This is a genomic window from Mucilaginibacter sp. HD30, from assembly GCF_054061755.1.
Genome location: NZ_JBSSEO010000001.1, coordinates 311,705 through 329,650, shown reverse-complemented (window position 1 = coordinate 329,650; position 17,946 = coordinate 311,705). Strand labels below are relative to the sequence as shown.

19 protein-coding genes are annotated in these 17,946 nt (G+C 42.1%); 15 read left to right on the top strand and 4 right to left on the bottom strand.

Annotated features, from left to right (window positions below; genetic code table 11):
• Window positions 1-48 precede the first annotated feature (48 nt).
• The 9 genes from ACVW2L_RS01670 to ACVW2L_RS01630 all read left to right on the top strand — a co-directional run bounded on the left by ACVW2L_RS01670 (window position 49) and on the right by ACVW2L_RS01630 (window position 7,896).
• Entirely contained in the window at window positions 49-441 is a 393-nt protein-coding gene (locus ACVW2L_RS01670) for a DUF4783 domain-containing protein (RefSeq protein WP_457126211.1), read from the top strand.
• Between the two features lie 122 nt (window positions 442-563).
• Window positions 564-1,247, top strand: a complete 684-nt coding sequence (locus ACVW2L_RS01665) for a DUF4397 domain-containing protein (RefSeq protein WP_457126210.1) — start codon at window positions 564-566, stop codon at window positions 1,245-1,247.
• Between the two features lie 51 nt (window positions 1,248-1,298).
• Entirely contained in the window at window positions 1,299-1,868 is a 570-nt protein-coding gene (locus ACVW2L_RS01660) for an RNA polymerase sigma factor (protein WP_457126209.1), read from the top strand.
• Complete coding sequence (locus tag ACVW2L_RS01655) at window positions 1,865-3,202, top strand: hypothetical protein (RefSeq protein ID WP_457126208.1); 1,338 nt, start codon at window positions 1,865-1,867, stop codon at window positions 3,200-3,202. The genes ACVW2L_RS01660 and ACVW2L_RS01655 overlap by 4 nt, the downstream gene beginning before the upstream one ends.
• A gap of 154 nt (window positions 3,203-3,356) precedes the next feature.
• On the top strand, window positions 3,357-4,202 hold the full coding sequence (gene nadC / locus ACVW2L_RS01650) for a carboxylating nicotinate-nucleotide diphosphorylase (RefSeq protein WP_457126207.1): 846 nt from the start codon (window positions 3,357-3,359) through the stop codon (window positions 4,200-4,202).
• A gap of 114 nt (window positions 4,203-4,316) precedes the next feature.
• Window positions 4,317-4,964: a glycerol-3-phosphate 1-O-acyltransferase PlsY gene (gene plsY, locus ACVW2L_RS01645; protein ID WP_457126206.1), complete on the top strand. Its 648-nt coding sequence runs from the start codon at window positions 4,317-4,319 to the stop codon at window positions 4,962-4,964.
• 76 nt (window positions 4,965-5,040) lie between these two features.
• A complete protein-coding gene (locus ACVW2L_RS01640; protein WP_457126205.1) occupies window positions 5,041-5,838 on the top strand; it encodes a M48 family metallopeptidase in 798 nt (265 codons plus the stop codon).
• 424 nt (window positions 5,839-6,262) lie between these two features.
• Entirely contained in the window at window positions 6,263-7,648 is a 1,386-nt protein-coding gene (locus ACVW2L_RS01635) for a hypothetical protein (protein WP_457126204.1), read from the top strand.
• A gap of 62 nt (window positions 7,649-7,710) precedes the next feature.
• Window positions 7,711-7,896 carry a hypothetical protein gene (locus ACVW2L_RS01630; protein ID WP_457126203.1) on the top strand — a complete coding sequence of 62 codons (186 nt, stop codon included), beginning with the start codon at window positions 7,711-7,713 and terminating at the stop codon, window positions 7,894-7,896.
• Between the two features lie 241 nt (window positions 7,897-8,137).
• On the opposite strand, the gene ACVW2L_RS01625 is transcribed toward ACVW2L_RS01630, so the two are convergent.
• The gene (locus ACVW2L_RS01625; protein WP_457126202.1) at window positions 8,138-9,004 is read right to left on the bottom strand and encodes a fructosamine kinase family protein; all 867 of its coding nucleotides are present in this window, start codon (window positions 9,002-9,004) and stop codon (window positions 8,138-8,140) included.
• 67 nt (window positions 9,005-9,071) lie between these two features.
• Here ACVW2L_RS01625 and lepA point away from each other — a divergent pair, with 67 nt between their 5' ends.
• Window positions 9,072-10,859 carry a translation elongation factor 4 gene (gene lepA / locus ACVW2L_RS01620; RefSeq protein WP_457126201.1) on the top strand — a complete coding sequence of 596 codons (1,788 nt, stop codon included), beginning with the start codon at window positions 9,072-9,074 and terminating at the stop codon, window positions 10,857-10,859.
• Between the two features lie 92 nt (window positions 10,860-10,951).
• Window positions 10,952-11,833, top strand: coding sequence for a bifunctional 5,10-methylenetetrahydrofolate dehydrogenase/5,10-methenyltetrahydrofolate cyclohydrolase (locus ACVW2L_RS01615; RefSeq protein ID WP_457126200.1), 882 nt, complete (start codon window positions 10,952-10,954; stop codon window positions 11,831-11,833).
• A 1-nt stretch (window position 11,834) separates the two neighbouring features.
• On the opposite strand, the gene ACVW2L_RS01610 is transcribed toward ACVW2L_RS01615, so the two are convergent.
• Complete coding sequence (locus ACVW2L_RS01610; RefSeq protein WP_457126199.1) at window positions 11,835-12,281, bottom strand: acyl-CoA thioesterase; 447 nt, start codon at window positions 12,279-12,281, stop codon at window positions 11,835-11,837.
• Between the two features lie 136 nt (window positions 12,282-12,417).
• Between ACVW2L_RS01610 and ACVW2L_RS01605 the strand changes: the two genes are divergently transcribed.
• Window positions 12,418-12,855 (top strand): Hsp20/alpha crystallin family protein, encoded by a 438-nt coding sequence (locus tag ACVW2L_RS01605; RefSeq protein ID WP_457126198.1) that lies wholly within the window; start codon window positions 12,418-12,420, stop codon window positions 12,853-12,855.
• 218 nt (window positions 12,856-13,073) lie between these two features.
• Window positions 13,074-13,985: a hypothetical protein gene (locus tag ACVW2L_RS01600; protein ID WP_457126197.1), complete on the top strand. Its 912-nt coding sequence runs from the start codon at window positions 13,074-13,076 to the stop codon at window positions 13,983-13,985.
• Between the two features lie 102 nt (window positions 13,986-14,087).
• Here the strand turns inward: ACVW2L_RS01600 and ACVW2L_RS01595 are convergent, their stop codons facing one another.
• Window positions 14,088-15,269 carry an acyl-CoA dehydrogenase family protein gene (locus ACVW2L_RS01595; RefSeq protein ID WP_457126196.1) on the bottom strand — a complete coding sequence of 394 codons (1,182 nt, stop codon included), beginning with the start codon at window positions 15,267-15,269 and terminating at the stop codon, window positions 14,088-14,090.
• A gap of 113 nt (window positions 15,270-15,382) precedes the next feature.
• Between ACVW2L_RS01595 and folB the strand changes: the two genes are divergently transcribed.
• Together folB and ACVW2L_RS01585 are read left to right on the top strand one after the other, a co-directional pair.
• A complete protein-coding gene (gene folB, locus ACVW2L_RS01590) occupies window positions 15,383-15,742 on the top strand; it encodes a dihydroneopterin aldolase (protein ID WP_457126195.1) in 360 nt (119 codons plus the stop codon).
• A 1-nt stretch (window position 15,743) separates the two neighbouring features.
• Entirely contained in the window at window positions 15,744-17,141 is a 1,398-nt protein-coding gene (locus ACVW2L_RS01585; RefSeq protein ID WP_457126194.1) for an FAD-binding oxidoreductase, read from the top strand.
• Window positions 17,142-17,604: 463 nt separating this feature from the next.
• On the opposite strand, the gene ACVW2L_RS01580 is transcribed toward ACVW2L_RS01585, so the two are convergent.
• Window positions 17,605-17,943: a Rieske (2Fe-2S) protein gene (locus ACVW2L_RS01580; RefSeq protein ID WP_457126193.1), complete on the bottom strand. Its 339-nt coding sequence runs from the start codon at window positions 17,941-17,943 to the stop codon at window positions 17,605-17,607.
• Window positions 17,944-17,946: the final 3 nt, after the last annotated feature.

Below are 17,946 nucleotides of genomic sequence, written 5' to 3'. Positions count from 1 at the left end.
ATAGCTGCGCTTATTTGCGCAAACATTGTTTACCTTGTCTTACCTGCTATGAAATTACTTTACTTACCACTGCTCGCCTTTCTGTTTTTTCCTGTGTCACCAGCTGATACTGTAGACACCGTTGCGCAATTGTTAGGCAAAGGTGCTGTGCACGAAATTGCTAAACTTTTTCCCGCCGAAGTTGAAATTGGACTGCCGGGCTCAGATCAGGACATGCTCACCAGGGCCGCGGCAGAAAGCATGTTAGAAAAATTTTTCGCACAAAATAAGCCGCTTGGCACTAAAGTGCTCCATAAAATAATTAATGGCAGCAGCTTTCAGTACGGTGTAGTTATTCTTTCAACAGCTAAAGGACCATACCGGGTTTCTTTTAATCTTAAAAATGAAAACGGTGCCATACAGCTAATAAAATTGCTGATAGAGCCCGAAATGGTTAAATAGCATCCCGGTAAATTCTGCGCGCTTCGTCTGTCAACATTATTTCTTTTAAAAAAAAATCTATCCCTGTAGCGAAATGAAGTTTACCTTCGTTTAACAGCAGGATAACGAATAAATTTAATATTATGAAACACTTTAAATCAATTAAAAATTTTGCGATAGCGGGGTTTGCCGTTTTACTGGCAGCAGGTTGTGCCAAGACCGATAATGAACCTTCGCAGCCGGTATCAACCTTTGCCGTTTACCACGTATCGCCGGATGCGCCAAAAATTTCGTTCAAATTAAACAACAGCGTTTTAAATAGTGATTCGGTAGGCTATGGCACTTATGGGTATTATGTGAATGCGATTGCAGGGACCAGGGAATTAGCTGCTTATCAACGCGAAATTAAAAAACTAAGTATTACCACCACATTTCAGGAGGGTGCTATATATTCTGCCTGGTTAACCGGACCTTGGGCAACGCCTGAATTTGTTGTATTGGAAGATAAATTGACCAACCCTGCTACGGGCAAAGCCAATGTTCGTTTTGTTAATATGAGTGTTGGCTCTCCCTCACTTGATCTGGTAACCAGCAGCGGTGCTACTGTTGTGAGCAATAGAGCGTACAAGGAAAATAGCGACTTTACAGCTATTGACGGTAACCAAAACTATAACTTCGTTATTCGTCAAAGTGGTTCAACCGTTGATAAATTTTTACTTCCGTCTGTAACCATACAAACCGGTCGTATTTACACTATTGTGGCAAAAGGCTTTTATACCGGCACAGGCGCCACAGGTTTAAGCGGCGATGTGATTGTAAACTATTAAAGTAGAGGGGCTTTTTGCACTAATACTGCGGCGAGGTTATGATATTTGCTTGTGCGAAATAAAGAGCAGACATTAGAAAAACTAATTGAGGGATGTATAAAAAAGGATTTCAGGAGTGAGGAACTTTTGTACAAAACTTATTTTGGTTATTTATCGGGTGTGGCGTACAGGTATACAAAAGAACGCAATGAGTCGGTTGAATTGATCAACGACTCATTCGTTCGAATCTTTAAAAAGCTGGACAGTTTCGCATTCAATGGCCCGCCAGACGAAAAGCACAAAGCATTTAAAGGGTGGATAGGCCGCATCACCGCCAATGTTGCAATTGACCGCATACGCGCAAAACGTTCCATTATATATTTAGAGGATTTAGGCAGCGATACCCAAACTGATATTGCTGTTGAAACCCCTGATAACCTTAGCTACCAGGATATTTTGACGCTTATTGGCCGCTTGCCTGATGTACAGCAGCTTATATTTAACATGCATGCAATTGAAGGCTTCTCGCACGAAGAGATAGCCGTTAAATTGAATATCCCGCCAAGTACCAGCAGAGTATACTTAACAAGAGCAAAAGCAAAACTCGTGGCGCTTTATAACGGTAACCAACACGCACGATGAAAGACGAGAAGGATCTGTTTTACGAGATAGAAAACGTGCTGCATGCTCACGAGGATGCTTACGTACCGGGTGCGTGGGAAGGATTTGTGAAAAAGAAAAAGCGTAGGCCAGGCCTGGTATATCTGCGGCTGGTGGCTGCGGCATCTGTATTGCTATTCCTGGGTTACGCTGCGTGGCTTTTTAAACCTTCAACACCGGTTGATAAAGAAAAAAATCAAACAAAAAATACTACAAAACCACCCTATATCTACCCTGAAACCAACCCGGCGCACGACAGTTTGGCCATAAACCAACCTGTTGTGCCCCAAAAAAGCGGTAGTGGTAAAGCAACTGCTCCTTCGCTGTTAACCACACCATTACCACCTGGGTTTCCCGAACAAAATTTAAACCGCAAAGTTGTTAAAGATGCTGTAGCCGGAGTAACTAAAACAGATGGTAATCAAAAACCGGTCGGTACAACTAACATAGCAGAATTGCTGAAATTAAAGACGGATTCTACCGCGGTTGCTAATGCTATTAATGCTTCAAAAAATACAGCAGATCAATTTGTTGTAATTAAGGACGTGCCGGTTGTTGTAAAGGCAGAACCTAAACGTTATGAAAGAGGTGCGCAAAGACTAAACTACGACAGCCTTGCCGACCTTAACAAACCAAAACCATTTGCTGCTGATAAAAAGAAGGACAAAATTTTAAGTTACGCGCTCATGGTATCGCCTTCTGTAGGTAATCAGAAAATGAATTTTGGCACCGGCGTAGAGGTAGCTTATAATATAAATAAAAGCTTTTCTGTTAGCAGTGGCATAGCCTATGCTTATGTAAATGCCGGATCAAACAGAAACGCGCTCCCCGGCGATGCTACACGAAACTATAGTTTGCAGGGATATAACGCCTCATACGCTTCACCATCTCAATCTCTTTCCTCAACATCTACACAAAGCGTAAAAGATGTAAAACTTGCTTTATCCGGTCTTGAAATTCCGCTTAGTTTTCAATATAAAACTAAGGGCGGCTTTTTTGTGAGCGCAGGTGTCTCGGCCATGTCTGTAATTGGCAATGATCTTTCCTATAATTTAATAAGTAACCATGCGGTAAGTTCATCGTCTGCCAATGGCTTAGCTAACGCCATCAGCGTAGTTACAGAAGAAACCACTGCAAAAAGCAACGAGAAAATTGCCGGTTATGTTGGTTTTTATACACTCTCTGCAGGCAAAAAAATCAACTTTGGCCGTGGTAAATTAAATTTTGCCCCTTTTATAAAAATTCCTTTTAGCGGCGTTTCTTCAGAAAACATTCAGTTGATGCATGGTGGTGTGCAGTTAGGCTTTGGGTTTTAAACACTTGTACTCTTTAACACTGTGACAGATCTATGCACCGGCCCGTCCTGTGGCTCAACGCGTGTATAGTTCTCTCGCTATAGCCCGAAAGGACAATTTGATGCCAGCATATAAAAAATGTTATTACTTTTGAGGCATAAAACCCCTGTACAATTTGGATACGGAACTTTTAAAAAGATTTATAACCAATGCCCTGGCCGAAGACGTTGGCGATGGCGACCATACATCATTGGCAACCATTCCCCACGGCACGCAGGGGAAAGCCAAATTATTAGTAAAAGATGAAGGCGTAATTGCCGGTGTTGAACTGGCGCTCCTTATTTTTAAAGAGGTTGACCCTGCATTAAAAGTAGAAGTATTGATAACCGACGGAGCGCTTGTTAAACCAAAAGACATAGTTTTATGGGTAGAGGGCGATGCACAAAGCATACTTAAAGCAGAACGCCTTGTACTTAACTGCATGCAGCGCATGAGTGGTATTGCTACTAAAACCCGGCATATAGTTGATTTGCTTAAAGGTACCAATACCAAAGTATTGGATACACGCAAAACAACACCCGGCATACGGTATCTTGAAAAATGGGCCGTACGCATTGGCGGAGGCGTGAACCACCGTTTTGGCTTGTATGATATGATCCTGATAAAGGATAATCATGTTGATTACGCAGGAGGCATAAGAAATGCTATTGAAAACACCCATCAATATCTAAAAGAACAAAACAAAAAAATAGCCATTGAAATTGAGGTTAGAAACCTGGATGAGTTGGAGCAGGTTTTAGCCACGGGGGGCGTTAACAGAATATTGCTTGACAATTTTAACTTTGCAGAACTGAAGCAGGCCGTTAATATTATTGAAGGCAGGTACATAACCGAGGCATCAGGCGGGATAACGGTTGATACCGTACGCGATTTTGCCAATTGTGGCGTAGACTATGTTTCTATAGGCGAGTTAACGCATTCGGTAAAGAGCCTTGACCTGAGTTTAAAGGCGGCTTATTAATAACTTTTATTGTAGCTGTAACTTTTATTATATATATCAAAAAAATTTACGCAACCGCGCTTAAATATTATTAAACTTGTTAAGTGAACTGATCGCTTATTATCTGTTTTTTGAATGATAAATGTCTATTCTATTTCCGTACTTATTTTAGCTTATATGTTCGGCTCAATCCCTACGGCGGTTTGGATAGGACAGGCGTTTTTTAATATAGACGTAAGGGAGTACGGCAGCGGCAACGCGGGCGCTACAAACACCTTTAGGGTACTGGGCAAAAAAGCGGGCATCCCCGTTATGCTGCTTGATATTTTAAAAGGATGGACAGCCACCAACCTGGCCTATATGATAGGCATCTCCACCACCGGCCCCGTTGGCTCAGTTTCATTTACTAACTTTCAACTGGCGCTGGGCATAGCCGCTGTTATGGGCCACCTGTTCCCGGTTTTCGCCGGCTTTCGCGGTGGCAAAGGTATTGCCACTTTATTTGGGATGATACTGGCCGTTAACCTGCCTTCGGCCCTGCTTTGCGTATCAATATTTATTGCTGTTGTGCTTATTACCAGGTATGTATCCTTAGGCTCAATAATGGCCGGGTTTATGTATCCCATAGGTGTTACCTTTATATTTCCCACCTATATAAAATCAGTTATTATATACGGCATGTGTATGTGCGTATTAATATTGGTTACCCACCAAAAAAACATTGAGCGCCTTATAAGAGGTAAAGAATCAAAAGTTAATTTCTTCCGGAAGAAAGAAGTTTAATTTACTCCTCAAACATTCTTTGTTTTATTAAGTTAATAGTGAAATTAACAATTAGTATTCAGCGACCTTTAAAATTATGAAAATATCTAAATTTATCCTTGCCCTTCTAACCGTTACCTTTATTTATTCGTGCTCAACCGTGCCATTAACAGGTCGCAGGCAATTAAGCCTGGTAGACGATTCGCAAATTAATCAGGCCGCAGCAGCAAGTTATCAGCAGTTATTGTCTGATCCGAAGACGAAGGTAATCAGCACCAACACCACCGATGCGCAACGTGTAAAACGTGTTGGGCAACAATTGGCCGTAGCTATTGAAAAATATCTCAATCAAAATGGTTATGCTAATCAATATCAGTTTGCCTGGGAATTTAATTTAATACAAAGCGAAGAAGTGAACGCGTGGTGTATGCCGGGTGGTAAAGTAGCTATTTATAGCGGCATATTACCGGTAACGCAAACAGACGCAGGCCTTGCAGTAGTTATGGGCCACGAAATTGCACACGCTATTGCCAGGCACTCTGCCGAGCGTATGTCGCAGGAGTTGGCAGCACAAGCCGGCGGAAGCGTTATTGGTGCAGCTACAAACAATAAATCATCAGCCAATATAATTAGCGCTTTGTATGGCGTTGGCGGTCAGTTAGCCTTATTAAAATATGGCCGCGACCAGGAAACAGAAGCCGACCGTTTGGGCCTGACTTTTATGGCTATGGCCGGTTATGACCCGAATACAGCTGTTACTTTTTGGCAACGTATGGCCGCTCAGAAAACAGGCGGTTCAACGCCCGAGTTTTTAAGCACCCACCCTGCCGATGCTACCCGTATAGCCAATATTCAAAAAGCCATACCAGAGGCTATGAAATATTATAAGAAGTAAAATTATTACACGCTACAATATTTAGCCGCTAAAGCCCATCGCTTTAGCGGCTATCTTTTTTCACTCAGTCCCACAGATTCTCTTTAATGCTATTGAGTTGAACCTCCGTAGGAGTTAAAGGTAGGTAGAAAATAAAGGAAAAGAAGATTATCGTGCCGTAGGTACTATACCAAAGTGGCTTACCTACCATTGATTACAATCATCTTTAGAACATTCCCAAGCTCCCTCCCCGCAGGGCAATGTCATTAGGTTACGGAATTTGTCATCTCGAACGCATTGAGAGAAGACAGATCTACGTTTTATTCGTTATGGCATTGCACACGGTTTCCTTAAATGAAACCTCCGCAGCATATGCTGCGTATAAACTCCACAGATCACACAAACCGCAGGATGTTCTGCGATAAACCCTATCTGACAATCATCCATGAAGAAGTACATTTTCCTGATCATGTTTCTTGCTTTAAGCACAGTTTTTTCATGTAAAAAACTGGGCGATGTTATGGCTACAACTACTCAGGAAAGCTTCAGCCAGGTTTATAAGGTTGGCGCCGGGACGGGTGACCTTACTATCGACGGAAACGCGACAACGTATATGGACAATTCGCTTATTGTAATTGCACCCGGTGTATACGGCACCATTAATATCCAGAATATCAATCCCGCGACAAAGATCACCATTAAAAACGGCAAGGGTGTGGTAGCAATGGATGGTGGCAATTATGCGGGCGGAACTCAAAATATTTATGCCGGCCTAAATTATAGCAACTGCAGCAATTTATTGATCAGCGGTAATGGGTCGGCAGATAGTTTTGGTTTTTACATACATGATAACTTTTACAGGCCCACTTCTATATCAGGTACCAATAAAAATGTAACGCTACAATACTTTTCCTACAAAAATATTGGCGACTATCCCGTGATAGTATATGGCAGCGGCGCGGTTTGGAACGGCACAGACGCGTCGGTTAAAAATATGGGGCTAAAGTTTAGGGGGAATAAGTTTGACAATTGCAACGGCACCATCCAGTTAGGCGGGCAGGTAACAACAACCCAGATTACCGACCTAACCAAGAATATTGAATTTGCCTATAACCAATGGACCAATTGCGACGCGGGCAGCCTGGTATTTGCCGGCGCTACAGACGCTATGGACATACACGATAATGCTTTTACTAACATAAACCCTACTAATAATAACGATAACGGCTTTTTTTTGATAATAGGCAATGCTGATTATTACCGTAATTATGCAAAAACGTATCAGGGTCACGCTTTAAGGTTATGGTCTATTAGTTTTGGCACTACGCCTGCAGAATGCCTGATATACGATAACATCAATATCGGCTCGCGCAAATATAGTCCGTTTGAATGGCAGTCAACAGAGGGTTTGAATGTTGTTGCCGCGCCTAACACCACTTATGTTAATATTAAGCTAAACAACAACACCTCCGGCCACCTTAATTACGAGGACCATGCAGAATTTGGCGCCTGTTTGGTTGATAATTATGGTATGCCTGCCGGGTCTGTGCAAGAGGTTTATAACAATATGTTATACGACACTTTTACTGCAACAGGCATACCTCATCGCATCTTTCAATTCTCTGACACCGCGCTTGAAGCTCAGGCCAAAGCAAATAAAAACATCTATTATACAGATGACGCAGCAGCCGGCTTTAACGAAAGCACTTTAAAGCTATTAAACAAATCGGCAGCTAAAAACAAAGGATTGAGCGGGCATTTGATTGATCCTTTAGACTATCACCAACTGCCGTTTAACCCGGCGGCGCCATCAATTGGCGCGGTGCAGTAATGCGATGTAATGTAGAAACTATTTTAAAAAATACTTGTTGTTAATTTTATAAACCCAACATTATGAAATCAATAACCATTCCCGGCGATCCACATACCCTAACAGCAGTTATGGTATCGCAAACAGAAGAGTTCCATGACCACGAAGTTGTACAATTGGTTTCGTCTGATGGCCTGCATACGGTAGAGAAAAGAATTTTTCGTGTAGTAGATGGCGGCGAAGATCAGTGGGAACTACAGTTTGAGTAGTTGCTGTTTAAGTTGCAAAAAGCGTTTCAGAAGATTTTCAAAAAGGGCTAAATATTAATGAAATACAAACCCGTGATTTATAGCGAGTTATCAAGGGATTACAGCTAAATCTCCTGACGAATAAGTAGTTTCACTGCGTTTCATCGAAAAGCTATTATCTATTGATTATCAAACACATACATAAATATGTGTTTCAACTGTTTCGTGTGTGTTATATATTCTTGTGAAACGCCGACACCCGTTACAAGTAGGTATTCAAGGCATCCCGTACCCTATCTAAATACCCGGCCCCAAACAGGTTAAGATGCACCAATAGTGGGTACAGGTTCCACAGATCCGTGCGCTGCTGCCAGCCCTTAGCCAGCGGGAAAGCCTCATTATAACTCATGTAAAACTCGTTGCTGAAGCCACCAAATAAGGTCGTCATAGCCAGATCAACCTCGCGGTGGCCGTAGTAAACGGCGGGGTCTATTAAATAAGGTTCGTCGGCAGGTGTTGTTAGGTAGTTACCGCTCCACAGGTCGCCATGCAGCAGGGAGGGTGCTTCCTCCTCAAACAACTCGGGTAGTTTACCATACAGCTTTTCAAAGTTGCCCGCATCGGCATATTCAAGCAGGCGTTTATCTGCCGCCAAGCTCACCATGGGCTGTAATCGCTCCTGTATAAAGAAATCGCTCCACTTACCATGCTTTTTGTTTGACTGCGGCAAAGAGCCTATATAATTGTCAGTATCAAGCCCAAACTCGCTTGCCGTATTGCTATGTATTTGCGCCAGTTGCGCCCCTAAAGCCCGCGTGGCTTGCACCGAACCGCGTTTGGCATCAACCCACTCCAATAGTAAGAAGCTTTCATTACCGGCATCACCTTGCAATACAATAACAGGTACTTTAACGGTGTTTGTTTGTGCAAGCAGTGCCAGCCCCTTAGCCTCCGCCGCGAACATGCCGGGGTACAGTGCTTTATGGTTAACTTTGAGAAAGTACTTACCACCGGCGGTTTGCAGTTCATAAGCTATGTTGATGCTGCCGCCACTCACAAAGCGCGAGCCCGTAATAGTGTCAGAAAGATGCTGCTCAACTATTGATATAATACCCTTGGATGGTGTCATGGGGTCAAATTAGCTAAAACTAAAGTACCTTACAAATATCGCTTAAAAAAGCTATTTTTGCGGCTGAATGAAGCACATACGCAATTTTTGTATTATAGCACATATTGACCACGGTAAGAGCACCCTTGCCGATAGGTTATTAGAATATACCAACACCATTACCCAGCGCGAAAGCCAGGCGCAACTGCTTGACGACATGGACCTTGAGCGTGAGCGCGGTATTACCATTAAAAGCCACGCCATACAAATGGATTATGAGCTTGATGGGCAAAAATATGTTCTCAACCTGATTGACACCCCCGGCCACGTTGACTTTAGTTATGAGGTTTCGCGGTCTATTGCTGCCTGCGAAGGTGCTTTGCTGATTGTAGATGCTGCACAGGGGATACAAGCACAAACCATCTCTAACCTTTATTTAGCTTTAGAGAATGATCTGGAGATCATCCCGGTACTAAACAAAATGGACCTGCCCGGCGCTATGCCCGAGGAAGTTAAGGACCAGATAGTTGAACTGATAGGCTGCAAACGCGAGGATATATTGGCTGCATCAGGTAAAACCGGCATGGGCGTGCATGATATTTTACGTGCCATTGTTGAGCGCGTACCGGCCCCTGTTGGCGACCCGGAAGCGCCGTTACAGGCATTGATATTTGATTCGGTTTATAACTCATTTCGCGGTATAGTAGCTTACTTTAAAGTAGTTAACGGCGAAATCCGTAAAGGCGATAAGGTAAAGTTCTTTGCTACCGAGAAGCAATATATTGCAGAAGAGGTTGGCACGCTTAAACTCAAGCAGCTACCTAAAGATGTAATTAAAACCGGCGATGTGGGGTATATTATATCCGGCATCAAAGAATCGAGGGAGGTTAAAGTGGGCGATACCATTACCACCATTACCCGTCCTTGCGAATCAGGTATACAAGGGTTTGAAGAAGTAAAACCAATGGTGTTTGCCGGTATCTATCCTGTTGATACCGAAGACTATGAAGAGCTGCGCGAAAGCATGGCCAAACTACAGCTAAACGATGCTTCGCTGGTTTTTGAGCCTGAATCATCTGCGGCATTGGGCTTCGGTTTTCGTTGCGGTTTCCTTGGGATGCTCCACATGGAGATCATCCAAGAGCGGTTAGAGCGCGAGTTTGATATGACGGTTATTACTACCGTTCCCAACGTATCGTACCTGGCTTATTCAAGCCGTGGCGAAGAAATTGTAGTAAACAACCCATCTGATCTTCCCGATCCAAGCAAAATAGACCACGTAGAGGAGCCTTATATTAAGGCAACCATTATTACTAAGTCTGAATTTGTCGGACCGGTGATGTCGCTTTGTATTCAAAAACGTGGCTTTATCAAAAACCAGTCGTACTTAACGTCTGACAGGGTGGAGCTGATATTTGAAATGCCGATGGGTGAAATTGTATTTGATTTTTACGATAAGCTTAAAACTATATCGAAAGGCTACGCTTCGTTTGATTATCATCAGATAGGCTACCGCACCTCAGATCTGGTTCGTCTGGATATCCGCCTTAATGCGGAACCGGTTGATGCGTTGTCGTCGTTGATATTCAGAGGCAACTCTTATGATTTTGGTAAAAAGATTTGCGAAAAACTGAAAGAGCTTTTACCGCGTCAGCAGTTTGAGATCATTATACAGGCATCTATAGGCGCCAAGATCATAGCCCGCGAAACGGTGAAAGCCTTACGAAAAGACGTTACCGCCAAATGTTACGGCGGCGATATATCGCGTAAGCGAAAACTGTTAGAGAAACAGAAAAAAGGTAAAAAACGCATGCGCCAGGTGGGTAACGTAGAGATACCTCAAAGCGCGTTTATGGCGGTTTTGAAACTGGATTAATTTATTAGAGACAAGAATCAAGAGCCAAGAATCAAGACCAGCAGGTTATATATCTTGACTCTTGGTTCCTGGCTCTTGACTCTATAAAAAACATGCAATTACTCGACGGTAAACACGTATCAGAAAAACTTAAGATTGAAATAGCCGAAGAAGCGGCTAAGATCTTAGCAGAAACCGGCCGCAAACCACATTTGGTTGCTGTGCTGGTAGGTCATGATGGCGGAAGCGAAACCTATGTAGCCAGCAAGATAAAAAACTGCGAAAAGGTTGGTTTTAAATCAACGCTGGTGCGTTATGAAGATACTGTTACCGAAGAAGAACTGCTTAAAAAAGTAGAAGAGCTTAATGCAGATGCTGATATTGACGGCATAATTGTTCAGCTTCCTCTCCCAAAACACATTGACCCTGAAAAAGTAACAGAACGCATTGACTATCGTAAGGATGTTGATGGATTCCACCCGGTAAACCTGGGTCGTATGCAACGCAATTTACCTTCGTTCATTCCGGCTACGCCGTATGGCATTACGCTTATGCTGAAGGAATACGGTGTTGAAACTGCGGGTAAGCATTGTGTGGTAGTTGGTCGCAGCAATATTGTGGGTTCGCCCATGAGCATTTTAATGGCGCGTAATACTACGCCCGGCAACTGTACAGTTACCATATGCCACAGTCGCACACCCGATATTAAAGCAATGACCCTGCAAGGGGACATACTAATTGTTGCCATTGGTAAAAAGAATTTTATTACTGCCGATATGGTAAAAGCAGGCGCCGTTGTTATTGACGTTGGTATGAACCGCGAAACATCAACCGTAACTAAATCTGGCTACAAATTATATGGCGATGTTGATTTTGATAACGTAGCACCAAAGACGTCATGGATAACTCCGGTACCGGGTGGTGTTGGACTGATGACCATAATTGGCCTTTTACAAAATACTTTGGCTTCTGCTAAGAAAGAAGTATATCAATAACCTAATTAGTATTCAATATCAGCCTTGGCTCGTCGTAATCAATCATACGGTTACGTTCTGTTTCGGGTATCGGGATTGATTTTTTAGCCGAATAATCATAACAGATACATACCGTTTTGCCTGTGGTGCAGATCTCATGCCCCGTTGCTGTTTCTTTAACCAGCACGTGCATTACATCAAAACTACTGTTGCCAATCCGTACTACACGCACGTAACAGGTAATTTTATCAAACAAGGTAACCTGTTTAAGGTAATTGATTTCTGATCGGCCCACTATAATTCCGCATTTCTCAAAGTTCCAGCCTATAGCATCTTTCCAGTAATGCAGGCGCGTGTCTTCAAAATATGTAAGATACGTTGCATTGTTTACATGGCCTACCGCATCAATATCCGAAAAGCGGATAGATATAGGGTGTTTGAATTTATAATCAGATAGTTTTTCAGGCATTTTATGTCAATATGTCTGCACGATTTGCTTTTTAGACGACACATTGTCGTATAATTTAAAAAATCAGGCGTTGGTACGAGAGTTGAACAATAGCTTACGAAATTAGTAAAAAGAAAAAATTTAGGAGGATATAAAAATGACTTTAGTAAAATTTGGTAAAGAACACAAAAACGGATTGGTAAACCCATTTTATAACGACGTTTATTCTTTGTTAAACGATTCGTTCTTTAACGAAAAATTTGCCGCCACAGTACCTGCAGTTAATATTGCCGAAAACGAAAATGCATTTGAAGTTGCATTGGCTGTACCTGGCTTAAAAAAAGAAGATATCAAGATCAATCTGGACAAGAATGTATTGAGCATTTCTGCGGATAAGAAAACTGAAACCACTGATGAGAATAAGAAATTCAGCAAACGGGAGTACAATTACAATTCTTTCAGCAGATCATTCACCTTGCCTCAAAGTGCTGACAGCAGCAAGATTGATGCGGAATATGTTGATGGTGTATTAACACTTAGCATCGCTAAAAAGGAAGAAGCAAAGAATCTTTCAAGAGAGATCACTTTAAAATAATATTTCGGAGCAACCTTAGATCCGGCAGGGAGAGCGATTTGATGCAGAGCAGCGCCGGCTTTGGTTACCGAAAAATAAGACAGTTTTCATAAGTAATGTTGGTTTAGTTTGAAGGGTCGTCCATTTTTGGGCGGCCTTTCTTTTTTTTACCTGTTTAATTTTTCCTAAAATATCAGTTACACCATTTTATCTAAGCGCAGGTTTGCTATTTTAGCGGTATGCGTGTTTTTACAGGGATACCCCGTTTGCTTTGGTTCTGCTTGTTAATTTTAACTGTGGCAGCAGCATGTAAATACGATAAACCAACTAACCGTAACCGCATATCGTTTAAAAGCGTGGTGGGCGTTAATTACATTGAAGTTAAACGCAGATTTGGCGATGGTTTATCTGTTAGCAAGTATGGCTATGGCCTTACCCCTTCATGGAAAATGTCTTTTTATTCGGATGATTCTGCAAAGGTGTTCAGTCCGGATGCAAATGCATTTTTGGGCTTTCATGTTACCCTTGATCACGATTCCCTTTTTCATGTTGCACGCTCGTGGTTCAGGGCAAAAAAAATCACTAAGGACAGCCTTGTTATGCAGGTTATGAAAGTGCAATCCAAAGTAATTTATCTGGATAAGTCGCAGGTTTTTTTAACCTTGTATTCAGACAAATATATTCGCGATGTATTACATACTGTTCCGCAAGCTTTAATGGGCAAAACCAAGAGCGATACATCATTTATTAAACAGCGTACGGCTGAGGTTAATGCCCACCCTGACAGCGCTTTCATTGCAACTAATTCACCTGTATTTACCAGTAGAACACCATTAGCCACCGTAAAAAAAATTGAAGTAAAAGCTACGGTAATGAACAATTACGATAATTACGATCTGCCTAAATACGATATCACTATCAAAAACAAATACAAGAATTTTAACTACCCGGAGCTGGTAGTTGTTATAGATTACAAAGGAAAAGTAAATTATTTATACTCTATGTGGACACTCCCAGAGGGAGGCAACGAAACTATAAAGGTTATTTTAGATAATTATGTAAAAACTTATTTTCACATAACACCCGGCAATACCTTTGGTATTAACCATAATAGCTATGCTTTTATAAATTTGAAGGGTATAAAAGAATAGTTACTGAAGATTAGTTATTAAAGATTAAAGGTTGCAATCATTTTCTCACGTTATTGCTCAATCTTCATTTACCAATCTTTAATCTTCAAACACCAATCTTTCCTATTTAAACGCCTCTTCACCTGTAATATCCATCCCGGTTATCAGCAGGTGGATATCATGGGTACCTTCATAAGTTATTACAGATTCCAGGTTCATCATATGGCGCATAATGGGGTATTCGCCGGTTATACCCATACCGCCTAATATTTGCCTGGCCTCCCTGGCAATGTTAATGGCCGTTTCAACGCTATTGCGCTTAGCCATTGAAATTTGAGCAGGCGTAGCCCGGTTCTCGCTTTTTAACACCCCTAAGCGCCAAACAAGTAGCTGCGCTTTGGTTATCTCGGTTATCATTTCGGCCAGTTTTTTTTGCTGAAGCTGAAAAGCGGCTATAGGTTTCCCAAACTGTTTACGCTCTTTTGCATAGCGTAACGCCGTATCGTAGCAATCCATAGCTGCGCCTATTGCACCCCAGGCAATACCATAACGTGCCTGGTTAAGGCAGCCAAGCGGCCCCTTTAAGCCAATTGCGTTTGGCAGCAGGTTTTCTTTTGGCACCTTAACGTTATCAAAAACCAGTTCGCCTGTTGCCGATGCGCGTAACGACCATTTATTATGTGTTTCCGGGGTTGAAAATCCTTCCATTCCCCTTTCCACTATCAATCCCTGTATTTTTCCTTGTTCGTTTTTCCCCCAAACAATAGCAACATCAGCGAATGGTGCGTTTGAGATCCACATTTTAGCGCCGTTAAGCAAATAGTGATCGCCTGCATCTTTAAAATTAGTGGTCATTCCGCCGGGGTCAGAACCATGATCAGGCTCGGTAAGACCAAAGCATCCTATTAACTCACCCGTGGCCAATTTGGGCAGGTACTTTATCTTCTGCTCTTCTGAGCCGTAGGCATATATCGGGTACATAACCAATGAACCCTGTACTGATGCTGTAGAACGAATGCCGGAATCGCCGCGTTCTATTTCTTGCATAATCAGTCCATAGGCAATGTAATCCAGCCCAAGGCCACCATATTGCTCGGGGATAGTTGGCCCGAACGCCCCTATTTCAGCAAGCCCCTTTAACACTTGTTTCGGAAATTCGGCACGTTGGGCGTAGTCTTCTATAATTGGGCTCACCTCTTTTTTCACCCAATCGCGCACACTTTTGCGGATCAGCTTATGTTCGTCAGTAAGCAGTTCATCTAACAGGTAATAATCGGGCGATTCAAATTGGTCTGTTTTAGCCATAAACAAATATATGTAAAGGTAAATGATTTGATTAACGGGCCATTTTAATAAATGTTTAGTAAACCGGCGGTTCATCGCCGCACAGTAATCAACTAAAATTATAAATTTGACCTATGATTGTAGCGTTACACGGAGCAGAGTTTTTTGCTTACCACGGATTTTATCCTGAAGAGCAACACACGGGTAATTCTTTTATTGTAGATATTGAAGTATCATTTGAGGCTTCGGCAAGTGGCGGACTTGCCACAGATGATCTTAATGACACGGTTAATTATGAGAAACTCTATGATATATGTGCCAGCCGTATGCAACAGCAGCAAAAGCTGATAGAAACTGTAGCTACATTTATTTTAGAGGACGTTAAGGCGCAATACGGCTTTGCACAGAAAATAACCGTGGGCATAAAAAAATTAAACCCTTTAGCTGGGGCCAAAGTAAAATACACCGAGATAATTATCAATTACACCCGATAAAATGGCATTTAATAAAATAACAGACGAGATACTTGCCGAAATAATTGCCATAGTTGGCGCCGAAAACGTTTTAACAGGAAAATTAGAACTGGAAAGATATAGCCATGACGAAACCGAGGATCTGCAATATTACCCGGAAGTAGTTGCAAAACCTGCAACGCCGCAAGAAGTTGCGGCACTGCTTGTGCTGTGCGGAAAACACCATGTCCCGGTTACGCCGCGCGGTGGTGGAACAGGCCTTGCTGGCGGTGCCCTTGCTATTATGGGTGGTTTAATGCTGGCCATGGAACGTTTTAATAAGGTGCTGGAAATTGATGAGCGAAACCTGCAGGCTACAGTTGAACCCGGAGTTATTACCGAAGTATTTATGAACCGGGTTGCAGAACTTGGCCTGCTCTACCCAATCGATCCATCAAGCAAAGGGAGTTGTTTTATAGGGGGCAATGTGGCGCACGGGTCAGGCGGACCAAGGGTTGTAAAATATGGCACCATCAGAGAGTATATTCTTAACCTTGAAGTTGTGTTACCATCGGGTGATGTTATATGGACCGGTGCCAATACCTTAAAATATGCTTCGGGTTATAACTTAACCCAATTATTTATCGGGTCTGAAGGAACACTGGGCATTGTTACCAAAATAGTGGTAAAGCTCATTGCTGCGCCAACAAAAAATATTTTAATGCTGGCAGCCTTTCCTGATAATGATACAGCGGCTTCTGCTGTGTCAGCTATATTCAGGGCGGGCGTTTTACCTTCCGCTTTGGAGTTTATGGAGCGAAGGGGTATTGAGTGGGTTAAAGAAAAAGAAGGCGTTTACTTTGACCTGAAGGACGATGCAGCTGCGTTCTTGATGATAGAACTTGATGGCACTGATACCGACGTGATATTTGGCGAGGCTGAAAAGGTAAACATAGTGTTAGAGCAATTTGGTTGTAACGAGGTATTATTTGCCGAAACCGCAGCTCAGAAAGAAGAGATATGGCACATGCGCCGCATAATGGCCGTATCTGTAAAAGCTAATTCTATTTACAAGGAAGAAGATTGTGTTGTCCCTCGGGCCTCTCTACCTGTATTAATCAAAGGCATTAAAGATGCAGGAGCAAAATATGGTTTTGAATCTGTTTGTTACGGACACGCGGGCGATGGCAATGTGCACATTAACATCCTGAAAGGTGGCATGAGCGATGAAGATTGGAATAATAAGTTAAAAGACGGTATCCGCGAGATATTTGAATTAACAGCCTCATTGGGAGGCACAATATCCGGAGAACATGGAATAGGACTTGTTCAACGCGAGTTCATGTCGATAAAATACTCGCAGGTACACTTCCAATTGTGGCAGGGTATAAAAAACGTCTTCGATCCTACCGGCTTTTTAAACCCAGGCAAAATATTTTAATTGAGAACATATTTTTTTCTACCACACGCCAAACATTTATAACGCTTCAATGGCAAAAAAAACAATAAACTTTTTACCAGAATACCGCGGGAAATACGGGAATCCATTTGACTTGCACACTTGGGACATGCAGGGTAAGCCTTTTTTTCACGATCGGGGGTCGCTATCATATCTATGGGGGTTAATGTATCAAAGATAGCCACAAAAAAGTTACGAAATATTAAAATACGATTAAAATCTCATTAAAATTTACTAAAAAGAAAGAAGGTAAGTTAAATCTGCAAGTATAAATCAACAGAATAATACCCAATAATATTATTTTAATGATATTTCGATATCCTATCGTTACTTAAAAGTTAAAAAATAGCTGACGTTGGATTTTTCTTTGACAAAGAAGGGCGTCGGGTTAGATTAGCGTTATTCCAACTAACATCGATAATATAAGGCACCGGCCCATACCCGTTTATTTAAACATCATCTTCATTTTTTCAGTAAATGAAAACATGCCTACATACACGCCGTCATCACGCAACTCTACCGGATAAGTATCTATATAATCATTTTGGCCGGGGTCGCCTTTCCCGGTTTTTATATTGTATGAATAGCGATGAAAAGGGCAAATCAGTTTTCCGTCTTTACACCACCCTCCGCTCAGGTCGGCGCCTGCATGGGGGCATGTAGCCCCTACCGCATAAACACTGCCTTCGTAACCCACCAGACAAAGGTTCTTACCGTTTATTTTAATTTTTAGCAGAAAAGTTGTTGTTTTTAATTTACCATCATAAGCCTTATACCAATGCATACA